At 50.4% G+C, this 19,768-nt stretch carries 12 protein-coding genes; 11 read left to right on the top strand and 1 reads right to left on the bottom strand.

Features of this window, described 5'->3' with window-relative positions; translation table 11 throughout:
- The first annotated feature begins 393 nt into the window (after positions 1 to 393).
- The 6 genes from HY774_08010 to HY774_07985 all read left to right on the top strand — a co-directional run bounded on the left by HY774_08010 (position 394) and on the right by HY774_07985 (position 11,071).
- Positions 394 to 1,722: a hypothetical protein gene (locus HY774_08010; protein ID MBI4748421.1), complete on the top strand. Its 1,329-nt coding sequence runs from the start codon at positions 394 to 396 to the stop codon at positions 1,720 to 1,722.
- A gap of 137 nt (positions 1,723 to 1,859) precedes the next feature.
- Positions 1,860 to 2,309, top strand: a complete 450-nt coding sequence (locus tag HY774_08005) for a YbjQ family protein (GenBank protein MBI4748420.1) — start codon at positions 1,860 to 1,862, stop codon at positions 2,307 to 2,309.
- Between the two features lie 691 nt (positions 2,310 to 3,000).
- The gene (locus tag HY774_08000; GenBank protein MBI4748419.1) at positions 3,001 to 3,861 is read left to right on the top strand and encodes a hypothetical protein; all 861 of its coding nucleotides are present in this window, start codon (positions 3,001 to 3,003) and stop codon (positions 3,859 to 3,861) included.
- Between the two features lie 209 nt (positions 3,862 to 4,070).
- Positions 4,071 to 5,627: an Ig-like domain-containing protein gene (locus HY774_07995; GenBank protein ID MBI4748418.1), complete on the top strand. Its 1,557-nt coding sequence runs from the start codon at positions 4,071 to 4,073 to the stop codon at positions 5,625 to 5,627.
- Between the two features lie 174 nt (positions 5,628 to 5,801).
- Complete coding sequence (locus HY774_07990) at positions 5,802 to 10,118, top strand: hypothetical protein (protein ID MBI4748417.1); 4,317 nt, start codon at positions 5,802 to 5,804, stop codon at positions 10,116 to 10,118.
- A gap of 47 nt (positions 10,119 to 10,165) precedes the next feature.
- Positions 10,166 to 11,071: an FAD-dependent oxidoreductase gene (locus HY774_07985; protein MBI4748416.1), complete on the top strand. Its 906-nt coding sequence runs from the start codon at positions 10,166 to 10,168 to the stop codon at positions 11,069 to 11,071.
- 137 nt (positions 11,072 to 11,208) lie between these two features.
- Here the strand turns inward: HY774_07985 and HY774_07980 are convergent, their stop codons facing one another.
- The gene (locus HY774_07980) at positions 11,209 to 11,703 is read right to left on the bottom strand and encodes a hypothetical protein (protein MBI4748415.1); all 495 of its coding nucleotides are present in this window, start codon (positions 11,701 to 11,703) and stop codon (positions 11,209 to 11,211) included.
- 689 nt (positions 11,704 to 12,392) lie between these two features.
- Here HY774_07980 and HY774_07975 point away from each other — a divergent pair.
- The 5 genes from HY774_07975 (at position 12,393) to HY774_07955 (ending at position 19,713) form a co-directional block, all read left to right on the top strand.
- Complete coding sequence (locus tag HY774_07975) at positions 12,393 to 12,971, top strand: hypothetical protein (GenBank protein ID MBI4748414.1); 579 nt, start codon at positions 12,393 to 12,395, stop codon at positions 12,969 to 12,971.
- 196 nt (positions 12,972 to 13,167) lie between these two features.
- Complete coding sequence (locus HY774_07970; GenBank protein ID MBI4748413.1) at positions 13,168 to 14,916, top strand: hypothetical protein; 1,749 nt, start codon at positions 13,168 to 13,170, stop codon at positions 14,914 to 14,916.
- On the top strand, positions 14,913 to 15,365 hold the full coding sequence (locus HY774_07965) for a nucleic acid-binding protein (GenBank protein MBI4748412.1): 453 nt from the start codon (positions 14,913 to 14,915) through the stop codon (positions 15,363 to 15,365). Before HY774_07970 ends, HY774_07965 begins: the two co-directional genes overlap by 4 nt.
- A gap of 53 nt (positions 15,366 to 15,418) precedes the next feature.
- A complete protein-coding gene (locus HY774_07960) occupies positions 15,419 to 16,426 on the top strand; it encodes a hypothetical protein (GenBank protein ID MBI4748411.1) in 1,008 nt (335 codons plus the stop codon).
- A gap of 533 nt (positions 16,427 to 16,959) precedes the next feature.
- A complete protein-coding gene (locus HY774_07955; GenBank protein ID MBI4748410.1) occupies positions 16,960 to 19,713 on the top strand; it encodes a hypothetical protein in 2,754 nt (917 codons plus the stop codon).
- Positions 19,714 to 19,768 lie beyond the last annotated feature (55 nt).

Genomic DNA, 19,768 nt, shown 5'->3' with positions numbered 1-19,768 from the left:
CAGTCTTCCCACACCGGCCATCCGTCAGGATGGCGTCGCGGGGACACGACTCAAGCTCGGCCCTTGAGGACCGAGTCTGTTGACTGATTAACTTGTTTTCAGATAAAAATCAATTTTTTCAAGTAACCGAGCTAAATCAATGGGTTTGGTATCATACTCATCACAACTTGCTTCAAGCGCCCACTCCCGGTCAGTTGACCTGGCGTGGGCTGTCAAGACAATCACGGGAATATGCCGGATGGCAGGGGTGGCTTTGATGAGGGTTTGAAGGTTTTTAGCCCAAAGACAAAACCCTCGTGGTCGTGTTAGAGCGGTTTCCAAAAATAGTGTGACTAAAGTAATTTCTTCAACTATTTGTTTCAATCTAAAATCCTCCCTGACATTCAAATTCCAATGAAGTTCCCTTCAAAACTTCCCAAAAAACCCTTTGAATTGCTCGAACGGTTTGCCCGCCAGTATATCCAGCGGTATGCGGCGCGGTTGAAAATCCACCCAGCGGCTGGACGACGGCTGCCCAAAGAGTTGCGCCCGCAAAACATCTCTGCCCTGGCCCGGCGGTTTTCCAAAGGGCTGAAAGATCCTGGATTTGCCTATCTGCTGGAGCAAATTGATGATGGGCCGATGTATTCGACCCGCTACGTCCAGTTATTTTTTCATGGGGAAGCCGCGTTTCAGTCAGCTATCGAAGCCATCCAGAACGCCACGCACGAAATTTTGGTCCAATCCTACATCCTGCGCGACGATGAAACGGGAAAAGGCTTGTTGGAATTGCTTGAAGCTGCGGCTGATCGAGGGGTCAAGGTCAAAGTCCTGGCCGATGCCATTGGTTCCTGGACCACCAAACAACTGTTTTGGGATAAAATGCAGGCACGTGGTATCGAAGCCCGGCTCTTTCATCCACTGTTCACCCACTTAAAATATTTCAATATCCGTGACCACCGCAAAATTATGGTGGTTGATCGAACGATTGCCTTTACCGGCGGCATGAACATCGGCGATGAATATGGGTCGCTCCTGCGCAAACGGCGCAAGATTCGCACGCTTCGCGACACCCACGCCCGGAGCGAAGGCGAACTGGCCCAGGCCATGGTCGCGGTGTTTGAAGAAAGCTGGCGGCGGGCGGGTGGCAGCCCACTCGACGAACTTCCCTTTTTCCCCGAGATTACCGCCGTGGGCCCGCGAGTGCTGGTGATGGATACCCGGTTTGGGCGAGGACAAATGGAGGCCATTTCCACGCTGGTGGCAATTGCGGCGGCGGCTCGGGAACGACTCTGGATTACCAATGCCTATTTTGCGCCGCGTCCGTTTGGCATTGATATTTTGACCGAAACGGCGCGCCGGGGCGTAGACGTCAGACTGTTATTGCCCGGAGTCAGCGATGTCCCGCTGGTTCGGCACGCTGGCCATGGCTGTTTCCGCGAACTGCTTGAAAACGGCGTCCGGATTTTTGAGTACCAGAAAGCCATCTTGCACGCCAAAACCATTGTGGCCGATGACTTTATTTCGGTGGTTGGGTCGTCGAACCTGGATTCACGGTCGCTGTTTTTCAATGCTGAATGTAGCTGGGCAATTCTGGACCGGACCGTCGCTCAGGCCATGGTGCTGGCTTTTGAAAATGACCTGAAATTTGCTCGTGAAATCAAACTTGACGAATGGAGAGCACGAACGGTGCTCCATAAAACCGGCGATAAACTGGCGCATCAACTCAGCCCGTTTCTATAAGCTGGAGTGCTATAACTTGCCATTGCTTTGGTTTCCAGCGGTTTGTGGCTGAAGAATTGTTTTGACCAAATGGCGACAAGTCGCCACAATTGAAAGCGCCGACAAGTCGGCGCACTCCAAAAAAGGAATTCACTGCCATGAAACGCGAATTGGAACGATTGGAAGACGCCAAACAAGCCATCAGCGGAAAAGCGCCCTATCAGGTTTCGGCGCCATACACACTACCACATCATATGGTGACCACCGCCTTTGAACTCGAAGGCTACCGGGTTGTGCGCAATCTGGGTGTCGTGCGTGGGATTACCGTTCGTTCGCGATCAGTCATTGGCACGATTGCCGCCGGCCTCCAGACCATCGTCGGAGGCAACATCACGGTCTATACCCGGCTGTGCGAAGAGACCCGCGCCGAAGCGTTTGACATCATGGTTTTGCACGCTTCTGAAATTGGAGCGAATGCCATCATCGGCATGCGCTATGATGCGACCGAAATCATGCAGGGCGTGACGGAAGTGCTGGCCTACGGAACAGCGGTTGTCGTCGAATCGCTCCACCGCGAAGAATCAGGCAACAAGGGACTGTTTACATAGGGCTGAGGGCGTGGGGCTGAAGATTCGCAAGCTCATGGCTGAAGAAAACGGGCTTGGGGTCAGAGCTTCTTCACCTGTAGGTTTTTGGTTCTCATCCCGCAGGGGTGGAGCAAAGTTGCAATGAACAATGGCGGGTACGGCAATACCGGGTCTCATCCCGCAGGGATGGAGTAAAGCGAGCCGGTGGTCAGCGTCACTTTGGACGCGCCACCACCGGATTTGGTTACCCTCCAGATTTCCCTCGCACGGCCCGCGCCCCCGTTGGGGCGCGGGCCGTGCGAGGGGGGAGAAGAAATCCAAACCTGTTTCCGGTGGTAGGCCCAGGCTATCCGAACGGCAACCCTTTGCGGTGCAAAACCAAATGCCGACGCCCTTATTGCAAACTGGTAAGTACCTTGCCATAAGTTTCCTGAGATATTGGATTGGGTAAGTGTTTGATTCTTTTCGTGTAGTTCGTGTGTTTCGTGGTTTAAAATGTCTGGAAATTTTCGGTAAGGTACTTATAACTGTGTCCCGGATGATCCTGAGTTTTTATGGATAGATCTATCTTTCACCGGAGGCATTCAGCTTGAAAAAACAAAGTTTAAAACCCTACGTTCCAATTTTGTGCGGAATCGTGGCCGGAATACTCTATGGAACACTGGTTCGATTTGCATTTGGCCGACCTGAATTTCAAAAATTTCTTGGGTTGATGACCTTTGGATTTATTTTTCTGGTGCCCTTTGTACTGGGGGTCCAGGTAGTTTACTTTGCTGAGCTTGAAAGAAAAACGTCCTGGCTCTTTCGGATTTTTATGCCCTGGGTGCCGGGCCTGTTTCTGCTGACGGCGGCCTTTTTGACGGGGTGGGAAGGCTCGATTTGCATTCTCATGGCCTTGCCCATATTTTTGATTTTTTCAAGCATCGGTGGCGGGTTTATGGGGTTAGCCTTTGACACGGACGGCGACTCACACACCAAAGGAGCACCACTGTTGATTGTGTGTGCGGTTTTGCCTCTGGTGTGCAGTTCGATTGAGCAGCAATTCCAATTGCCGCAAACATTGCGAACCGTAGACACCCAAATCACAATCAATGCGCCGCCAGCGGTCATCTGGCACAACATCGAGCGCGTCCCGGCCATTCAACCACAGGAACACAAACCCAGCCTGTTTCACCGGCTCGGGTTTCCCCGCCCGGTCGAAGCCACGCTTTCCCACGAAGGCATCGGAGGCGTCCGCCATGCCACGTTTGAAGGAAAAGTCCTCTTTGTCGAAACCATTACCACCTGGGAACGCGAAAAAAAGCTGGCGTTCACGATCAAGGCTGATACCGCGTCAATTCCTCCGACGACGCTGGACGAACACGTCACCGTTGGCGGGCCATTTTTTGATGTCCTGGATGGCACCTACTGGCTGGAGCCGGTGGGTCACAATCAGGTCATTTTGCACCTGAGCAGCCACCACCGGCTTTCGACACGATTTAATTTCTACGCCGGATGGTGGACCGACGCGATTATGCGGGATATTCAAAACAACATTCTGGGCATTATCAAAAACCGATGTGAGCGGAAATAAATTTTCGGAGTGCGGTCCACTTGACGCCGCTTTGGATTTTCTCAAAAGTGTCAACGCGTTGACAGCCACGTAAATAACTGCATAAACGTGGGTTAAGTGGGGAAACTCAACCGAGCATCCCACAGGGTTGCGATTCGCAGTTCAAACCCAAAATCCACACGTGCACAAGATGCCCTGGGCTACCAAAAAACCAATATGAGGAAATTCACATGCGAGTATTTCGATACGGACTCTGGATTTTGGGTTTTGTGGTTGTGGCTGGGATGTGCGAATGTACCTTGCCTTCGGTTGTACCGTTCGCTTCTCAACCGGAATCAACCAGCCCACAATCCAAAACTGAAGCAGAAATCGGCTTGAAAATCAAAATCCGGGAAGGCCAGCTATCCACGCCTTCAGTTATCACCAGACCCCGGCTGATTCCCTCGCCACTCACTCCGGCACAAACCCAAAGTTTATTGCAGCGACTCCCGCAGATTTCAAACGCTTCCGAACCGCCACAGCCGGCTTTTCAATTTCCCAAAAATCAACTCAAACCTCCCCAGTTCTCAAGTTCAGGAAATCCAGCCTTTCCAGCTTCATCAAAATCAACGACATCAGGACCTGACGTGCCGCTCAAAGTCGAACGCTTTCGCCCCCAGGGAACGGTCGAACTGGCACCAAACCTGAGTGTGACGTTTTCAGAACCAATGGTGGCGCTGACATCGCTGGCCGAACTTTCCAACCAGCCAGTGCCGGTCAAACTGACACCGCAGCCTCCAGGGAAATGGCGTTGGGTCGGCACCAAAACGCTGGTGTTTGAACCTGACGGCGGGCGGTTCCCGATGGCGACTCAGTACAAAGTCACCATTCCGGCGCACATCCGGTCGCTGGCGGGAAAGAAACTGCCCACCACCTCGGAATGGACGTTTTCAACCCCCACACCGAAGCTGGTTTCCTTCTCACCAGACAGCGATTCCGAGCCACTGACCCCGCTCGTGTTTGTCGAATTCAATCAGCGAATGAACCCGGCCATGGTGCTTGAAAAAGTGCGGATCAAAGCTGGAAAACACACCGTTCCGGTCAGACTGGCCACCCAAACTGAAATCGAAGCCAATCCAGATATCAAAGCGCGGGTTGATACAGCTCAAATTGGGGCGTGCCTGGTCTTGAAACCGGTTCAGGCGTTACCGCGTGATTCGCAGGTGACAGTGATCTTTGATACCGGCCTCACATCAACTGAAGGTCCGCTCCACGCCACAGCCCCTCAGTCTTTTTCATTTCACACGTTTTCACCACTGAAAATTGTAAAAACCTGGCAGGATAGCCAGGAAACTCAGTACCAGGATGGATGGTGGTATGAACTGAATAACCCGCTGGATGAAAAATCATTTTCACCCGATCAGGTCGTTGTTTCTCCTCCGTTGAAATACCAGGAAATTTCGGTCAGAGACTGTCGGATTTTCATTGATGGATGGAAGCTGGAACAACCAACCTACACGGTGACTTTTCTACCACAACTCAAGGATGTTTTTGGTCAATCACTTGCCGGAGAAACCCAGGTTTCGATTCAACAAACCAATTTCCCATCTGACTTTCATTTGTCCGGAGGAAGGCTGGTTACAATTGATCCAGCCGGCCCGCCGATTGCCAGAGCCTATGTTCGAAAACATCCAAAAGTTCGAGTGAAACTTTTTAAAGTTACTCCGGATGACTGGCCGGCCTTTGCTCGGATTGACGGCACACCCAGCAAGAACCAGGATCAGGCAACATTGAACTTTCCAGGATAACTTCTGGAAGACAAAGAACTGTCCCTCCCATCCGACCCAATCCAACGCTATGAAGTCAACATTGACCTCAGACCGGCGTTAACTGGTACGGTTGGTCATGCCATCGTTGAACTCTCAACCCAGGGTGAAAACAATCAGGTCCTGCGCAGTTACCAGTGGCTCCAGGTCACCCAGATGGCGGTCGAAGCACTTCAAGACCCGACTCACCTTTTGATCACATCCAGCCAGCTTCAAAATGGAAAACCGATTGGCAATGCGCTGGTGACACTCTTCCCATCACAAATAGGGATCCGAACCGATCACACCGGAGTCGCCTTGATGGAACTTCCTTTGCCGACCCCGGAATCTGGCACGGTTGCCGAGTATCTGGTAGTTCGACATGGAACAGACAGCGCTCTTTTACAGGGACGGTTCTTTTCAGGGATTGAAAAAGATGGCTGGTTTCGAAAGCCGCTGAAGAAAAGGCTCAACTGGTTTGTTTTTGATGACCGTTTGATCTACCGCCCAGGGGAAGAAGTCCACTTCAAAGGCTGGATCCGAGCTATCGAAAGTAAACCTGGCGGAGATATCATCGGGATAAGCACCCAACCCACACCACTCAGCTTTGAAGTGAAAGATTTAATAGGCAATACAGTGGCGACTGGCCATCTGACGACAAACCGGTTTGGCGGATTTGATGGGAAATTCCGGCTTCCAGAATCAACCGTACTGGGTTTGGCACGCATTTATTTTGAAATCGTCTTGCCAGAGGCGCAAGCGAACGTGGGCCGCCAGACTCACTGGCATTCCTTTCAGGTTGAAGAATTCCGCCGGCCTGAATTTCAAGTTTCGATTCAGCCGCCAGCGCCACTTCAGATGGCTGGCAGTTCAGCCGAACTCGTGGCCCAGGCAACGTATTTTTCGGGGAATGGTTTATCTGAGGCCGAGGTTCGGTGGACCATCGCCACCTCGGAAACCTCTTACACGCCACCGAACTGGGATCAATTCACCTTTGGAAAATGGCATCCCTGGTGGGACGTAACCTATCCGGAATTTCAAAACGAACAATCATTTACGGGAAAAACAGATGGGTTGGGCAGGCATCAGCTCCACCTTGATTTCGAGAGTGTCAACCCGCCATTCCCAACCCTGGTCCAGGTTGAAGCCACCGTGGCCGATGTCAACCGCCAGCAAATTTACAATTCAACCCAGTTTCTGGTCCATCCGGCCACACAGTATGTCGGTCTCAACCCAAGACGATCTTTTTCTACCCCAGGCGAACCATTTGAAATTGAAACCATCGTCACAACGATTGACGGCGTGGCACAAATTGCAAGAACCGTTCAGTTTCAGGTTTTCAGAATTCAACGGTCGTACCATTTTGGGCTCTGGCAAGAAACTGAGGAAATCCAGGGAACAGGCCAGATCACAACCGATCAAACACCAGTCATCTGGCGCTTTACCCCAACGGCAGGAGGAGAATATGTCATCAGAGCCCGCGTGGTTGACGATCAGGGCCGTCCGTCTGAAACTGAAGCTTCGGTCTGGGTTTCGCGTGAAAAAAGACACTTTACCAACTGGGTTAACGACCTGGAATTTGAACTCATCCCTGACAAAAAGGAATACCAGCCGGGTGAAACGGCCCACGTTCTGGTGAATTCACCATTTCTCCCAGCCCAGGGTATGATGACCGTCGAACGGGACGGCATCATCACCTATCACTCCATCGAACTCAATGAGTTATCCCAGGTGCTGCACGTTCCACTTGAAGACAACTTCATTCCAGCCATTCGCGTTTCGGTTTACCTGCGTGGCGAAATGGTTCGAGCCGATGAAGATGGCACCGAACTGTTCCAGCTTCCCAAATGCCCAATCTCTGCCACCGGTTGGATTGAGATTCCGGTCTCGTCGCGCTCCCGTACCCTCTCTGTCACCGCCAAACCACTGGTTGACCAGCTTGCACCGGGGTCAGCGACCACCATCAATCTGGAAGTCCGGGACCATACCGGGAAACCAGTTCCGGAGAGTGAATGTGTGGTTGCGGTGGTGGATGAAGCCATACTGGCACTGGTCAACGGTGAAATTCAGGATCCAGTCGAGGTGATGCATCGTGACCAGTTATTCGGAAGTAATTTTCAAACCCTTCGTGATTCAATTCGGCGAGCCTCGGAATCAGAATTAACAACTGATATCACCAGCCTGTTACAGGTCAGGCCCGCGGCTGATCGGTTTCTCCCGATCACGTCGTATGTGCTCAAGCGTCAGGCTCGGATCACAACGGAAGAATCCTCAAGCAAAAATCGTGAAGCGGGACCTCAGTCTGGTCTGGCCCAAGATGCTATCGCCACCCCAAACCAGTCAGCACAACCAATTCCATTGCGGTCCAATTTTGATCCGCTGGCGGTTTTTGCCCCGTCAGTGGTGACCGATGCCGACGGCAAAGCGGTGGTCACCGTCACCATGCCTGACAACCTGACCCGGTATCGAGTAATTGCCCTGGCAACTGACGGCGAAAAATGCTTTGGCAAAGGTGAATCAACCATCACGACGTGGCTTCCGTTGATGGTGCGCCCATCGGCGCCACGATTTCTCAACTTCGGTGATGAGTTTGAACTTCCGGTGACGATCCACAATCAAACCGACCAGGCTCAGCACATCAAAGTGGCCATCCAATCCGGGCAGATGAATTTTCCCCAGGGTGCCGGGCACATGGTTTTGGTTCCAGCTCATGACCGGGTTGAAGTTCGATTTCCAGCTATTCCACAAACCACAGGCGCCGTCTTTTTCCAGGTCGTGGCCAGTTCAGACCTGGCCAGTGATGCTGCCAGCGGATCGTTTCCGGTGAAACCGCCCACGATGACCGAAGCCGTTGCAACCTATGGGGAACTCCAGGGAGGAACGATTCAATTGCCTTTGACAATTCCCACCGATGCTCGACCTGAATTCAGTCAGCTTGAAATGACAACCTCCTCAACCCAACTCCAGACGCTGACGGATGCCGTGTTGTACCTGATGGACTATCCCTATCGCTGTACTGAGCAGATTGCATCTCGAATTCTGGCCATTACAGCCTTGCAAGAAGTATTGACCGAACTTCGCGCACTGGGCCGGCCAACCCCGGAAGCATATCAAACACAGGTCGCGGCTGACCTCGACCAGCTTGAAAAAGTTCACGACCTTCATGGTGGATTTGGGTTCTGGTCTCGGAGTGAAAAACCGCTGCCGTTTCTCAGCATTCACGTGGCCCATGCCCTGATTCGAGCCAAACAAAAAGGGTATACCGTCCCTCATTTTTTGCTGGGAAGTTCCAAAGACTACCTTTCGAAGATCAAAGATCACATCCCAAAAGAATACAGCCCTGAGTCACGCCAAACGTTGCTGGCCTATGCGCTGTATGTTCGGCATTTGACTGGTGATAGCGATGCTGGCGCCGCCAGGGAGCTGGTCAAGGAAACTGGTGCTGACAAACTCCCTATCGAGGCCATTGGCTGGTTGCTCCCTGTGCTGGCTAAAAATCCAGATACAAAGTTGGAACTCAGCGCCCTGCTGCACGTGATGAGCAACCGCATCACCGAAACTGCTGGTGCCGCCAGCTTTGTCGAATCCTATTCCGATGGGGCCGCCGTGCTCTTGCATTCCAACCGCCGCACTGATGCAGTCATCCTCGACGCGCTGCTTTTGGTAAAACCTGACAGCGACCTGATTCCCAAACTCGTCCGGGGACTGCTGGCCCATCGCGTCAACGGTCGCTGGTCAAACACCCAGGAAAATGCTTTTGTCCTGCTCGCGCTCGAACGCTATTTCTCAACCTTTGAAAAACAAACACCTGACTTTCTGGCTCGGGTCTGGCTGCATGACACGTTTGCCGGAGAGCATCGCTTCGCTGGCCGAACTGCCGACCAGCATCAGATTGGAATTCCTTTGAATCAGGTGGGAAAACCTGGCGAAACGAAATCCATCACGCTCGGCAAAAACGGGGTGGGTCGGATGTATTATCGGCTGGGGTTGAGCTACGCACCGAAAGAAGTGATGCTCCCTCCACTGGAAGCCGGATTTACCATTTCGCGTGAGTACAGTGCGGTTGACAATCCAGCCGATGTAAAACGAATTTCTGCCACTGAATGGCAAATCCGGGCTGGAGCGCGGGTCAAAGTCACGGTCAGGATGGTGGCGCCCGCCCGCCGTGCTCACGTCGCGCTCAGTTGTCCGCTCCCGGCTGGATTGGAGATTTTGAATCCGGCGCTGGCCACCACGCCGAGGCTTCCAGATGACGAAGAACCACCCCGGTTGAACTGGTGGCAACGTTCCTGGTTTGACCATCAGAACCTGCGCGACAACCGGGCCGAAGCGTTCACGGCTTTGCTTTCAGAAGGCGTCTACACCTACAGCTTTTTTGCCGTGGCGACCACACCAGGGAAATTCCTGGTACCACCGGCCAAAGCTGAAGAAATGTATTCACCTGAAACCTTTGGCCGAAGCCAGACCGAGATTATTAAAGTGACTGACGAATAGCGGATGGGTTCTGACAACCCCAGTTACTGGAAAGGCAATGGGTAAAAATGAATCTTCAGGTCATCATTTTAGGCAATAACCTAACCGGGATAGCCGCTGCCCAAAAGCTGGCTGAACGAGGTGTTTCGGTGGGAGTCGCGGAGTTGCCCGAAGAACGTTCAATTCCGGGACTGCTCTCAATTGATCCCACGCCTCTCAATTCGACTGAGATGAAAGGCTTCGAATTTTGGTATTTAATGGATCACCTCTATCAACAGCACCAGATAAGCTATTGGGGAGGGTCAAGTAGCTGCTGGATGATTGAATACCAGGGATCTCGTTTTTTACTCAAAAGTGACACATCTCCAATAGAATACACCGCACAAACGCTTATTTATTGTCCATATCTTTGCCCGCCATTTGCTTACCCACCATCGAAAGAAGCAATTGAACGATTGCATGGATATTCAGTGAGTTGGTGTACCTGGTCAGATGCTTATTTCTGCCGCGGAAAAAAGGTCGTAGTGGTTGGAAGCGGAGACTGGGCACTTGAACAGGCATTGATCGTGGCTGATTTCGCTTCCGAAGTCATCATTGTGTGCCCTCAGCCTCGACTGAACCTGAGACGAAGTACCCTGGTGACGCGGCTTCGTCAGAAGTCGAATATTCGCGTTCTGAATGATTCGCAGGTAATGGATCTGATCACTCAAAATCAATATCCAATTTGTGGAATCCGATACATTCAGGAAAATATCAGCCAGGAGCTAAGTTGTGAGTTCTTGTTTCTGGCCACAGAAATTGAAGATGGAAATACGCTCATTGAGCCGTCCAGCACAGTCTCTCCGCAACTCAAAGAACTGGTTTATCAAGCCGGAACCATCACTGGAATTCACTATGCTGAACATGATCTGCTGGTAAAGGACGGCTTTCGTGTTGCTCAGGATGTTTTAAGAAATCTTCATCTTGACGACTAAACCACACTGGGCGCCTTTCTCTCAAAAGTGTCAACGCGTTGACACTCACGTAAATAGTTGAATTAAATTTGGTTAAGTGGGGAAACTCCATGGAGCATCTATGTGCTGAAAATCGCGCATTCATGTTCCACTGCACCCTATCTCAGGTTTGGTTTATCGTCCAAAACCTTCGGGTTCACCCAAACATATCGAACAACAATCCAGAGACCAATTCCACTGACCGCACCGGCGCCAACGCCATCCACGGCCAGCCACAACGCCTGTTGAACAAATTCTGAAAAGACAGCGGCTGGGGTCAGATGGTCAAAATTCCCGGTATTGTTCATATCCACGCCGCCAACCCAGTGGGCTATGGCAAAAACCGCCAGCATTCCGAGCGGTGTCAAAAGCCACCAGATTGCCGGAATGACCGAAATATCCCGTTTGGAAAGCCACCAGCCAGCCAGCCCTGCAATCGGGGGCACAACCAAAGCTCCTACACAAGCCACCCATGCGTAAAATCCCGCCGATGGGGACGACATCATTTTGTACGGGTAACAATTGACCAGTTGGTGAACAATCCACCCAATCTGGACGATGGCTCCGACCAGACCGACCAGGTTTGTAAGAATTTTAGGCCACATTGTGTTCATTCATTTGCTCCTGGCAAAAAACTCTGTGTTGCCTCAAGATCCTGGTCTTTTTGGCCAGACCAGAACCTGATTTCAAACTGCTCATCTCAAGACAATACACTGAACTTTTGGCTGAAAAGCGGTATCAGTCAAATGACACTGGATAGTGGTGTAATTAAAGCTGAAAAACTGAATTAACCTGACAAACCAGATACCATCTTCCAGTTCGTGTATCAGGCCCGGAGTTGAAGGCTTCGAGTCTGGTGAAAGCATATACCTCAACCACTTAGCACAAGTCGTCATAAATGGGGATGGGATTTCGGTTCTTTGATCAAATCAAATCGGTTTTCGCCCGGAGGGCGGTGGAAAGTAGCCGGAGGGCAGCCGGCTTTGCGGCGCACCCTCCGGTCATCGGTCGGCTTCTGCTTCGCGCCCGGATGGGCGCCGGAAAAAGAGGGCCTCGTTTGAACAGAGAAAGCAGGTGGCGCCGCTTTGGGTCCAGCGCCCATCCGGGTGCAAAACCTTTGGGCAAACAGTGTCCGGTGGTAGCGCCCAAAGCTGCGCGACCACCGGCTACTCTCCGTCGCCCTCCGGGCGGTAAGGGTATTAGATTTTTTTTCATTCTTTTCTATGTGGGCTTGTACTTCGCCACAAAATGACCATCTGGTGTCGGTAGCCCAAAAATAACCACCACCTGAGAGGAATCCTTCATGCGGATGTTGAAAAACCAGCTCTGGATACTTGCGTTTTTGGTTGCGGTTGCAACGTGGGAATTTGCTTCACCTTCAGTTGTGCCGTTCGCTTCTCAACCGGAATCAACCAGCCCGCAATCCCAGGCCGGAGAAGAAATCGGCTTGAAAATCAAAATCCGGGAAGGTCAGGTATCCGCGCCTTCAGTTATCACCAGACCCCGGCTGATTCCCTCGCCACTCACTCCGGCACAAACCGAAAGTTTGTTACAGCGACTTCCGCAGCTTTCAAACGCTTCCGAACCGCTACAGCCGGCTTTTCAATTTCCCAAAAACCAGCCCAAACCGCCTCAACCATCAGGTTCAGGGAATCCAGCCTTTCCAGCTTCATCAAAATCAACGGTATCAGGACCTGACGTGCCGTTCACAGTCGAACGCTTTCGCCCTGAAGGCGCCGTCGAACTGGCACCAAACGTGAGTGTGACGTTTTCAGAGCCAATGGTGGCACTGACGTCGCTGGCCGAACTTTCCAACCAGCCAGTGCCGGTCAAGCTGACTCCGCAGCCTCCAGGGAAATGGCGCTGGGAAGGTCGAAAATGATCCTGCTCAAATATCAAGGTACGATTCTCTGGAGGGTGAGGGCTTCTTTTGCTTGCTTGCTTGCTCCAAATTGGGGACAATTCATTTGCCTTTTGAATTGAGTTTCAGCGGTTTGCATTTGTTTTAAACACCTCAACTGGTTCACACTTTTGGGATTTTTATTGTTTTAGTTTTTGAAATTTGATGGAGCATGACTATGTCGGTAATATCTGAGCTTGCTTCGCCTTCTACTCATTCTGTTCTGTCAGCTCCAATATTGGGCTTCGATTTGTCTTCATTCGAAAAAGATCAAACCCCCTTAGCCAATAATCTTGGAGGATATTTCAGAAATCGTTCCACTTCGATTCAGAACCTGAGGGTACTGGAAGGGATCAAATTTTCTGAGGTCCAGCAAGAAAGTGGTTTTCTGAGCTTTGAGCAGTTGCTTAAGATGGTTCCCTTAGCCAGCAACCATCAATTTTTTGGTTTTTTGGAGCTTGAAGGAACAGCAACAAAGTTTCCAGTGAAGGTTGTTTTTGTCCAATCAGCCCACAACAAACAAAAAATAGATATTTTACTTGGGAATGAGTGGCCTCGCCTTGTATTTGAAGTTGATACCACCTTAAAAGTGGAAAATTCTCAATTCCAGATAGTTACTAATGGAAATTCCCCCTTGGCTGGAATTTTATTTACCCGCTTCTTTTGGTTCCTTACTCAATCAAACGGGCTGAAGTTAATAACCAACGAAGGGATTATCATTCTTGAAGGAAGCATTGATCCTGTTCACAACTCAATCAGAGATAAAGTTTTAAGATTAGGACGATTTTTCCGAAAAGCCTTTTTTATTGAAAAAGCTTTAAACACAACCCTCAAACTCCCTAAGTCAATTAACTTAACTCATATTTTGGCCCTTGATACCCTCTTTAGGCTCATCATTAACAAAGTCGTTTTTATTGAAGCGAACACAATTCAGTCAACGGCACAGTTGCCATTGCTGATTGATGTTTCAAAATTTCAAGGGAAAAAAACGGAGAACTTAGCCTTTGAATCTCTCGGGATTTGGTTATTTGACCAGAAGTTATCGAATATTCGAATACTCACTACCGTTTTCTCTGCCCAAATTGAAAACCTAAAAAAATTAAATAAAGCTATCAAAACAAAGAAAAAGAGTTGCCCAATTTGCTTGAGATCAAACCTGGGGTTAGGAATGCAACATTTGCGGGATACTACAGATTTTAAACCAATCCTTGACCAACTTTTTGCAGAACTGCTCGCTGAAGAACCAGAAGAACTGGCACAACTTCTGTTGTCTCCAATGATGGGCAAAATAACTGGGGCTGAGGCAATGGAATCCGCGATGTTTTCTTTATGTGAAAAGATTGATTGCCCGGTTGCGATTCATAAACCTCGGAAACAACAAGCAGATGATGTAGACCTTTGGCTCGTGCCTTACTCGATTAAGGAAGTTCAGGATTGTGGAGGGAAACTTCAACCATCTCTTTGTGTCCGTAGAGACACTGGGCACTTGTATTCCCAGCCAAAGTCTTCAAATTTTGAAACTGAGTTAAGCAAACTTGATTTAGCTACAAAAAAATCTATTGAACGGCTTGAGTGGATACTTAATCGGACCTGGTTGAAAAAGAACCGTTCCGATTACCTGGGTAAATGGGTTGCCATCCAGGAAGGTGAATTAGTTGCAGTTGGGGATTCATTCTCTGCGGTCAAAGAGGAATCGCTTCAAAAAGGTTTCAAACGGTGCTTCATCACTTTGGTTGAGCCGCTACAAGACCCATTTGCCAAAAATGAAGCTGGACTCATACCGCCCAAGAAGGTTGGATACGATAAACTGATTGCAAAAATAAAGGACTGGGAATCTGAAGAAGGAACCGAGCAACAAGAAACGCTGAATTATCTAAAAAGAGAATTAGATCGAGATCGCGCTGAAGGAGAAAAACTGTTTTCATGAACCGTTATGTCCTTTTTGATACCTCTATTTTGAGTGAAGTTACAAACCCAAAACAAACTGATCTCCGAGTGAAAATGAGTGAGTGGGTTCAATCTCTTGTACTAAACCAAATCACGATTGTCGTTCCTGAAATATGCGACTATGAGCTAAGACGTGAACTTATCAGAGGCAATAAAACAAATGGTATCAAGCGATTAGATGAGTTTATTGGTTACCATCTCTATCTTCCCATCAATTCAAAAGTGATGAAAAAGGCTGCTCAGTATTGGGCTGATGCCCGAAAGCAAGGAAAGCAGACAACCGATGATTGTAAACTGGATGCTGACATGATCCTTTGTGCCCAGGCCAATTCACTGGCAGGTCAGGGATACAATGTTGAGGTGGCGACTGAAAATCTTCGCCACTTGACCCTATTTGTTGTTGCAAAAAAATGGGATCAAATTTGCTAATCCACTTTTAAGTCTTTTTCCTCCCCATCGAAGCCATTGGCTGGTTATTGCCTGTGCTGGCCACAAATCCAGCTACAAAGTCGGAACAGAACGCGATCTTTCGGGTTCTAATCAACCGCGTCACTGAAACCGTTGGCGCCGCCAGCTTTGTCGAATCTTATTCCGATGGTGCTGAGGTGCTCTTGCATTCCAGCCGCCGCACCGATGCGGTCATCCTCGATGCACTACTTTCGGTCAAACCAGACAGCGACCTGATTCCCAAACTCGTTCGGGGACTGCTGGCCCATCGCATCAACGGTCGGTGGTCAAACACCCAGGAAAACGCCTTTGTCCTGCTTGCACTCAAACGCTATTTCTCAACCTTTGAACAACAAACCCCTGACTTTCTGGCCCGCGTCTGGCTGGGCGACACCTTTGCCGGAGAACATCGCTTCGCTGGCCGAACTGCCGACCAGCATCAGCTTGGCATTCCTTTGAATCAGGTTGGTGTGCCCGGCGAAACGAAATCTATTCTGCTCAACAAAGACGGCACGGGCCGGATGTATTACCGATTGGGTCTGAGTTACGCACCGAAAGAAATAATGCTCAACCCCGTGGAAGCAGGATTTACCATTTCGCGTGAGTACAGCGCGGTTGACGATCCAGCCGATGTGAAACGAATTTCCGCCACCGAATGGCAAATCCGGGCTGGAGCGCGGGTCAAAGTCACGGTCAGGATGGTGGCGCCCATCCGCCGCGCTCACGTTGCGCTCAGTTGTCCGCTCCCGGCTGGATTGGAGATTTTGAATCCGGCGCTGGCCACCACGCCGAGACTTCCAGATGACGAAGACCCACCCCGATTGAACTGGTGGCAACGTTCCTGGTTTGACCATCAAAACCTGCGCGACAACCGGGCCGAAGCGTTCACAGCTTCGCTTTCAGAAGGCGTCTACACCTACAGCTTTTTTGCCGTGGCGACCACGCCGGGAAAATTCCTGGTGCCACCGGCGAAAGCCGAAGAAATGTATTCACCTGAGACCTTTGGCCGAAGCCAGACCGACCTCGTCGTGGTTCACGACTAACTTTTGGAGTGCTGTGACTTGTCACCGCTTTGTTATGCCTAACTTTTGGAGTGCTGTGACTTGTCACCGCTTTGTTATGCAGCGACTTGTCGCTCATTGATTTCATTCCAACGGTGACAAGTCACCGGAACCAAAGCGCCGACAAGTCGGCGCACTCCAAATTGTGTCAACGCGTTGACACTCACGTAAATAACTGCATAGAAATGGCTTAAGTGGGGAAACTCACTTGAGCGTCCGGCCTCTTTTTGCCTATGAAAAACTCTCTTTTAGCGATGGTGGTTTGCTGGTTGGGAATTGTCTTGGCCAGTTCGGCGTTGGGAGTAGCTCAAATAACTCAACCTCAATCTGAGCCAGGACTGCGGTTCCGGCTGAGCCCCGGATGCCCTCAACCTCCCGAAGATTCATCTTCAATCAGCAGTCAGTCCGGGCAAGATTTGCCCTCATCCCCCCATCCTAAAAAATTGGAATTTCAGACGATTTCGCCCCTCAGGGCTTATGAAAGAATCGAAGAAGAAACCGCCTGGTCAGGATCCTTGAAGAAAATTATCTCCTTTTCCAACCCGCTGGATGAACAGTGTTTTCGACCGGAAATGGTTTGTATTCAACCAGATCTGGAAGGAGAAACCATCGAGCTGAACCAAAGCCAGATTAAAATTGACGGGAAGTTCCTCTACCGAACGACATACACCCTCACACTTTCGCCTGAAATTTGTGACATCCATGGGCAGACGCTTGGTGAGGCCCAAACATTTCACGTCATAATTAGACCGGAAGAAGCGGGTTTCTGGTTTCCCACGGAAGTGTTACTCACCCTCGATCCCTTTGGCCCCCCTGAACTTCCGGTGTTTACCGTGAACATCCCAACCATTGCCATTCAGCTTTATCAGGTAAAACCGTCAGACTGGTATGCGTATCTTGCCTTACACGAGCAACAGGCGAGGTACGAAACCCCTTCTGCACCTCCGGGATGGTTGAAAAGTACGCTGCAACTGGTTCCTCACCCTGACCCGGATCGGCTGGTTGAAACCAGAATTGACCTGAATGCAGTACTTCCAGAAAAAACCGGGCATATCCTGGCAGTGGTTCAGGAGCCTGAGCCTTCTAACCGACCCAAAATTCACTTGTTATGGATACAAGTCACCCATCTGGCAGCAGATGTAACCTGGGAAGTGACTCAATTGAGAATTTGGGCCAATGAACTTACCACTGGAAAACCGGTTTCTCAGGCTCGGGTCACCATGCTCCCAGAAGGGTTTACTTCTCAAACCAACAGCCACGGAGAAACCAGCATCCAGCTTTCAAAGAAATCAGTTGCACGCCGTGGAACGCTTCTGGTTGAAAAAGGTCGGGATAGCGTGCTTGTGATTGAAGTTCAATACCTGGATTTTGAGCCTCAAAACTGGTCAATTTCTACCCCAAACGTCCCGATTCCGCTCTGGTACATCGTTCATGATCGCCGGGGTTATCAGCCAGGAGAAACCGTTACGATCAAAGGCTGGGTTCGGAGTGCTGATTTCCGTTCTAACCAACGACTCAAAAATATTCCCCACTTTGCCAAACGGTTGAAGTTTCGGGCAATTGACTCAAAAGGGAATGAACTGACATCTGGCATTACAACTTTGACCAAACTCGGCGGCTTCCATTGCCAGTTTCCATTGCCGAGAGCCTGCTCCCCTGGGGCTGGGTCGGTTCATTTTGCGCTCGAACTTCAAGTCAAAAAGGGAGAAGATTCCCTGCTCCACACCAGTCATTCATTTCAGATCGAAAGTAGTCCTCCACCAGCCGTTAACGTCTTTGTTGATACGCCACCGAAATCACAGGTGCAGGGAACCCAACGCAAGCTTACGGCTCAAAGTCAGCCATTTTCACCTTCCAACTGGCAAGGATACCAGTTTGGAAGTACCCACGCTGGACAAGCCCAGTTCCTGGTTCATCCGTCAACCCGGTATGTCGGACTACGCAGCACCTGGAATTTTGCAGAACGAGGGCAAGACTACCCGGTTGAACTTATTGTGACTGACCTGGATGGTGTCGCACAGCCAAATCAAAAAATTGAGCTGAACGTGTTTCGACTGGATACCATTTTTGCAGTTCGGGCGTCAGCGTCAGAGAAACTGGTCCATCAGGAAACCCTGTTCTCAGCCGACCATCCGGTTCTCTGGAAGGTGCCAGCCCCTGAAAATGGGCTTTATCGTGTGATCGCCCAGGTTTGGGACGATCAGGGCCGAATCAACAGAAGTGAGATTGTTTTTCTTCAACTGGGTGAATGTACAGCTCAAAACCGATTTATGAAGTACCTGGAACCGGAACGCATCACAGCCATCCCAAACAAACCTGCTTTTCGCCCCGGAGACATTGCGGAAATCAAAATTGAAGCCCCATTTGCTCCGGCAGAAGGACGGTTGACAGTTTCAAACGGCAGGGTTTTGGAGTCCCGTCGTATTTTCCTGAACTCACGGTCAGGAGTCGTTACAATTCCGGTCACCCGAGCCAATGTTCCGACGCTGAACATTGTGCTGGATCTGGTCGGCACGACATCACGACATCAGAGCCAGCCGGAGCCGAAACTCCCACCGCGTCCGGTCTTTGCCACCACACGGCTCACGCTGGATGTTGAACCAGTTCACCAAAAGCTTTCGGTGACAGTGACCCATCAGAACAACCATGTGATCTCTGAAAAATCAGCCGTTGTGGATGTGGAAATCCGTGATGCACAAGGTCGTCCAGTGAATCAGGCCGAATGTGCGTTCCTGGTGATGGATGCTTCCCGTGGAACCACCCCGGATTTTCCGATTTCTCACCCGCTGGAGCATCTGTTCCAGCTCTGGGGTTCAAATTCCTATTTCTTCCATTCACGACAGACGGTGAATCTTTTCCCGTTTGATCAACCAGGCTCATTGCCACCGGGAAACAATGCGAAGTGTGCTCCCTATCAGAACTGGAAGCGGACGCTCTGGAACAAAATGCAGCGTCGTCCAAAAGATTCAGAAGACTGGAATTGTTTTCCTCCACCCTTTATCCCTTACCGTGAACCGCCATCCGAACTTGATCTGATTTTGGACTGGCCAGGGCCATTTATTGCCAGTGAAGCTTCATCCTGGTCACTCCCGGCTGAGTACCTGGAGTTTGACTCGCCACTGGTAGCCTTTTTTCCGACAGTCACCACAAACAAACGTGGTCAATCCCGAATTTCGCTGACCTTGCCAGAAAACGTGACTCGCTACCGCATCATTGTGATTGCCGCCGCTGGAAATGATCAGTTTGGGATTGGAGAGACAAGCTTCTAAATATTTCTTTGGAGTGCTGCAACTTGTTGCAGCTTTGTTACTCAGCGACTTGTCG

This window comes from Acidobacteriota bacterium, from assembly GCA_016208495.1.
Lineage (GTDB): Bacteria > Acidobacteriota > Blastocatellia > Chloracidobacteriales > Chloracidobacteriaceae > JACQXX01.
The sequence above is the reverse complement of the archived record's forward strand: the minus strand, read 5'-3'. Positions and strand labels throughout refer to the sequence as shown.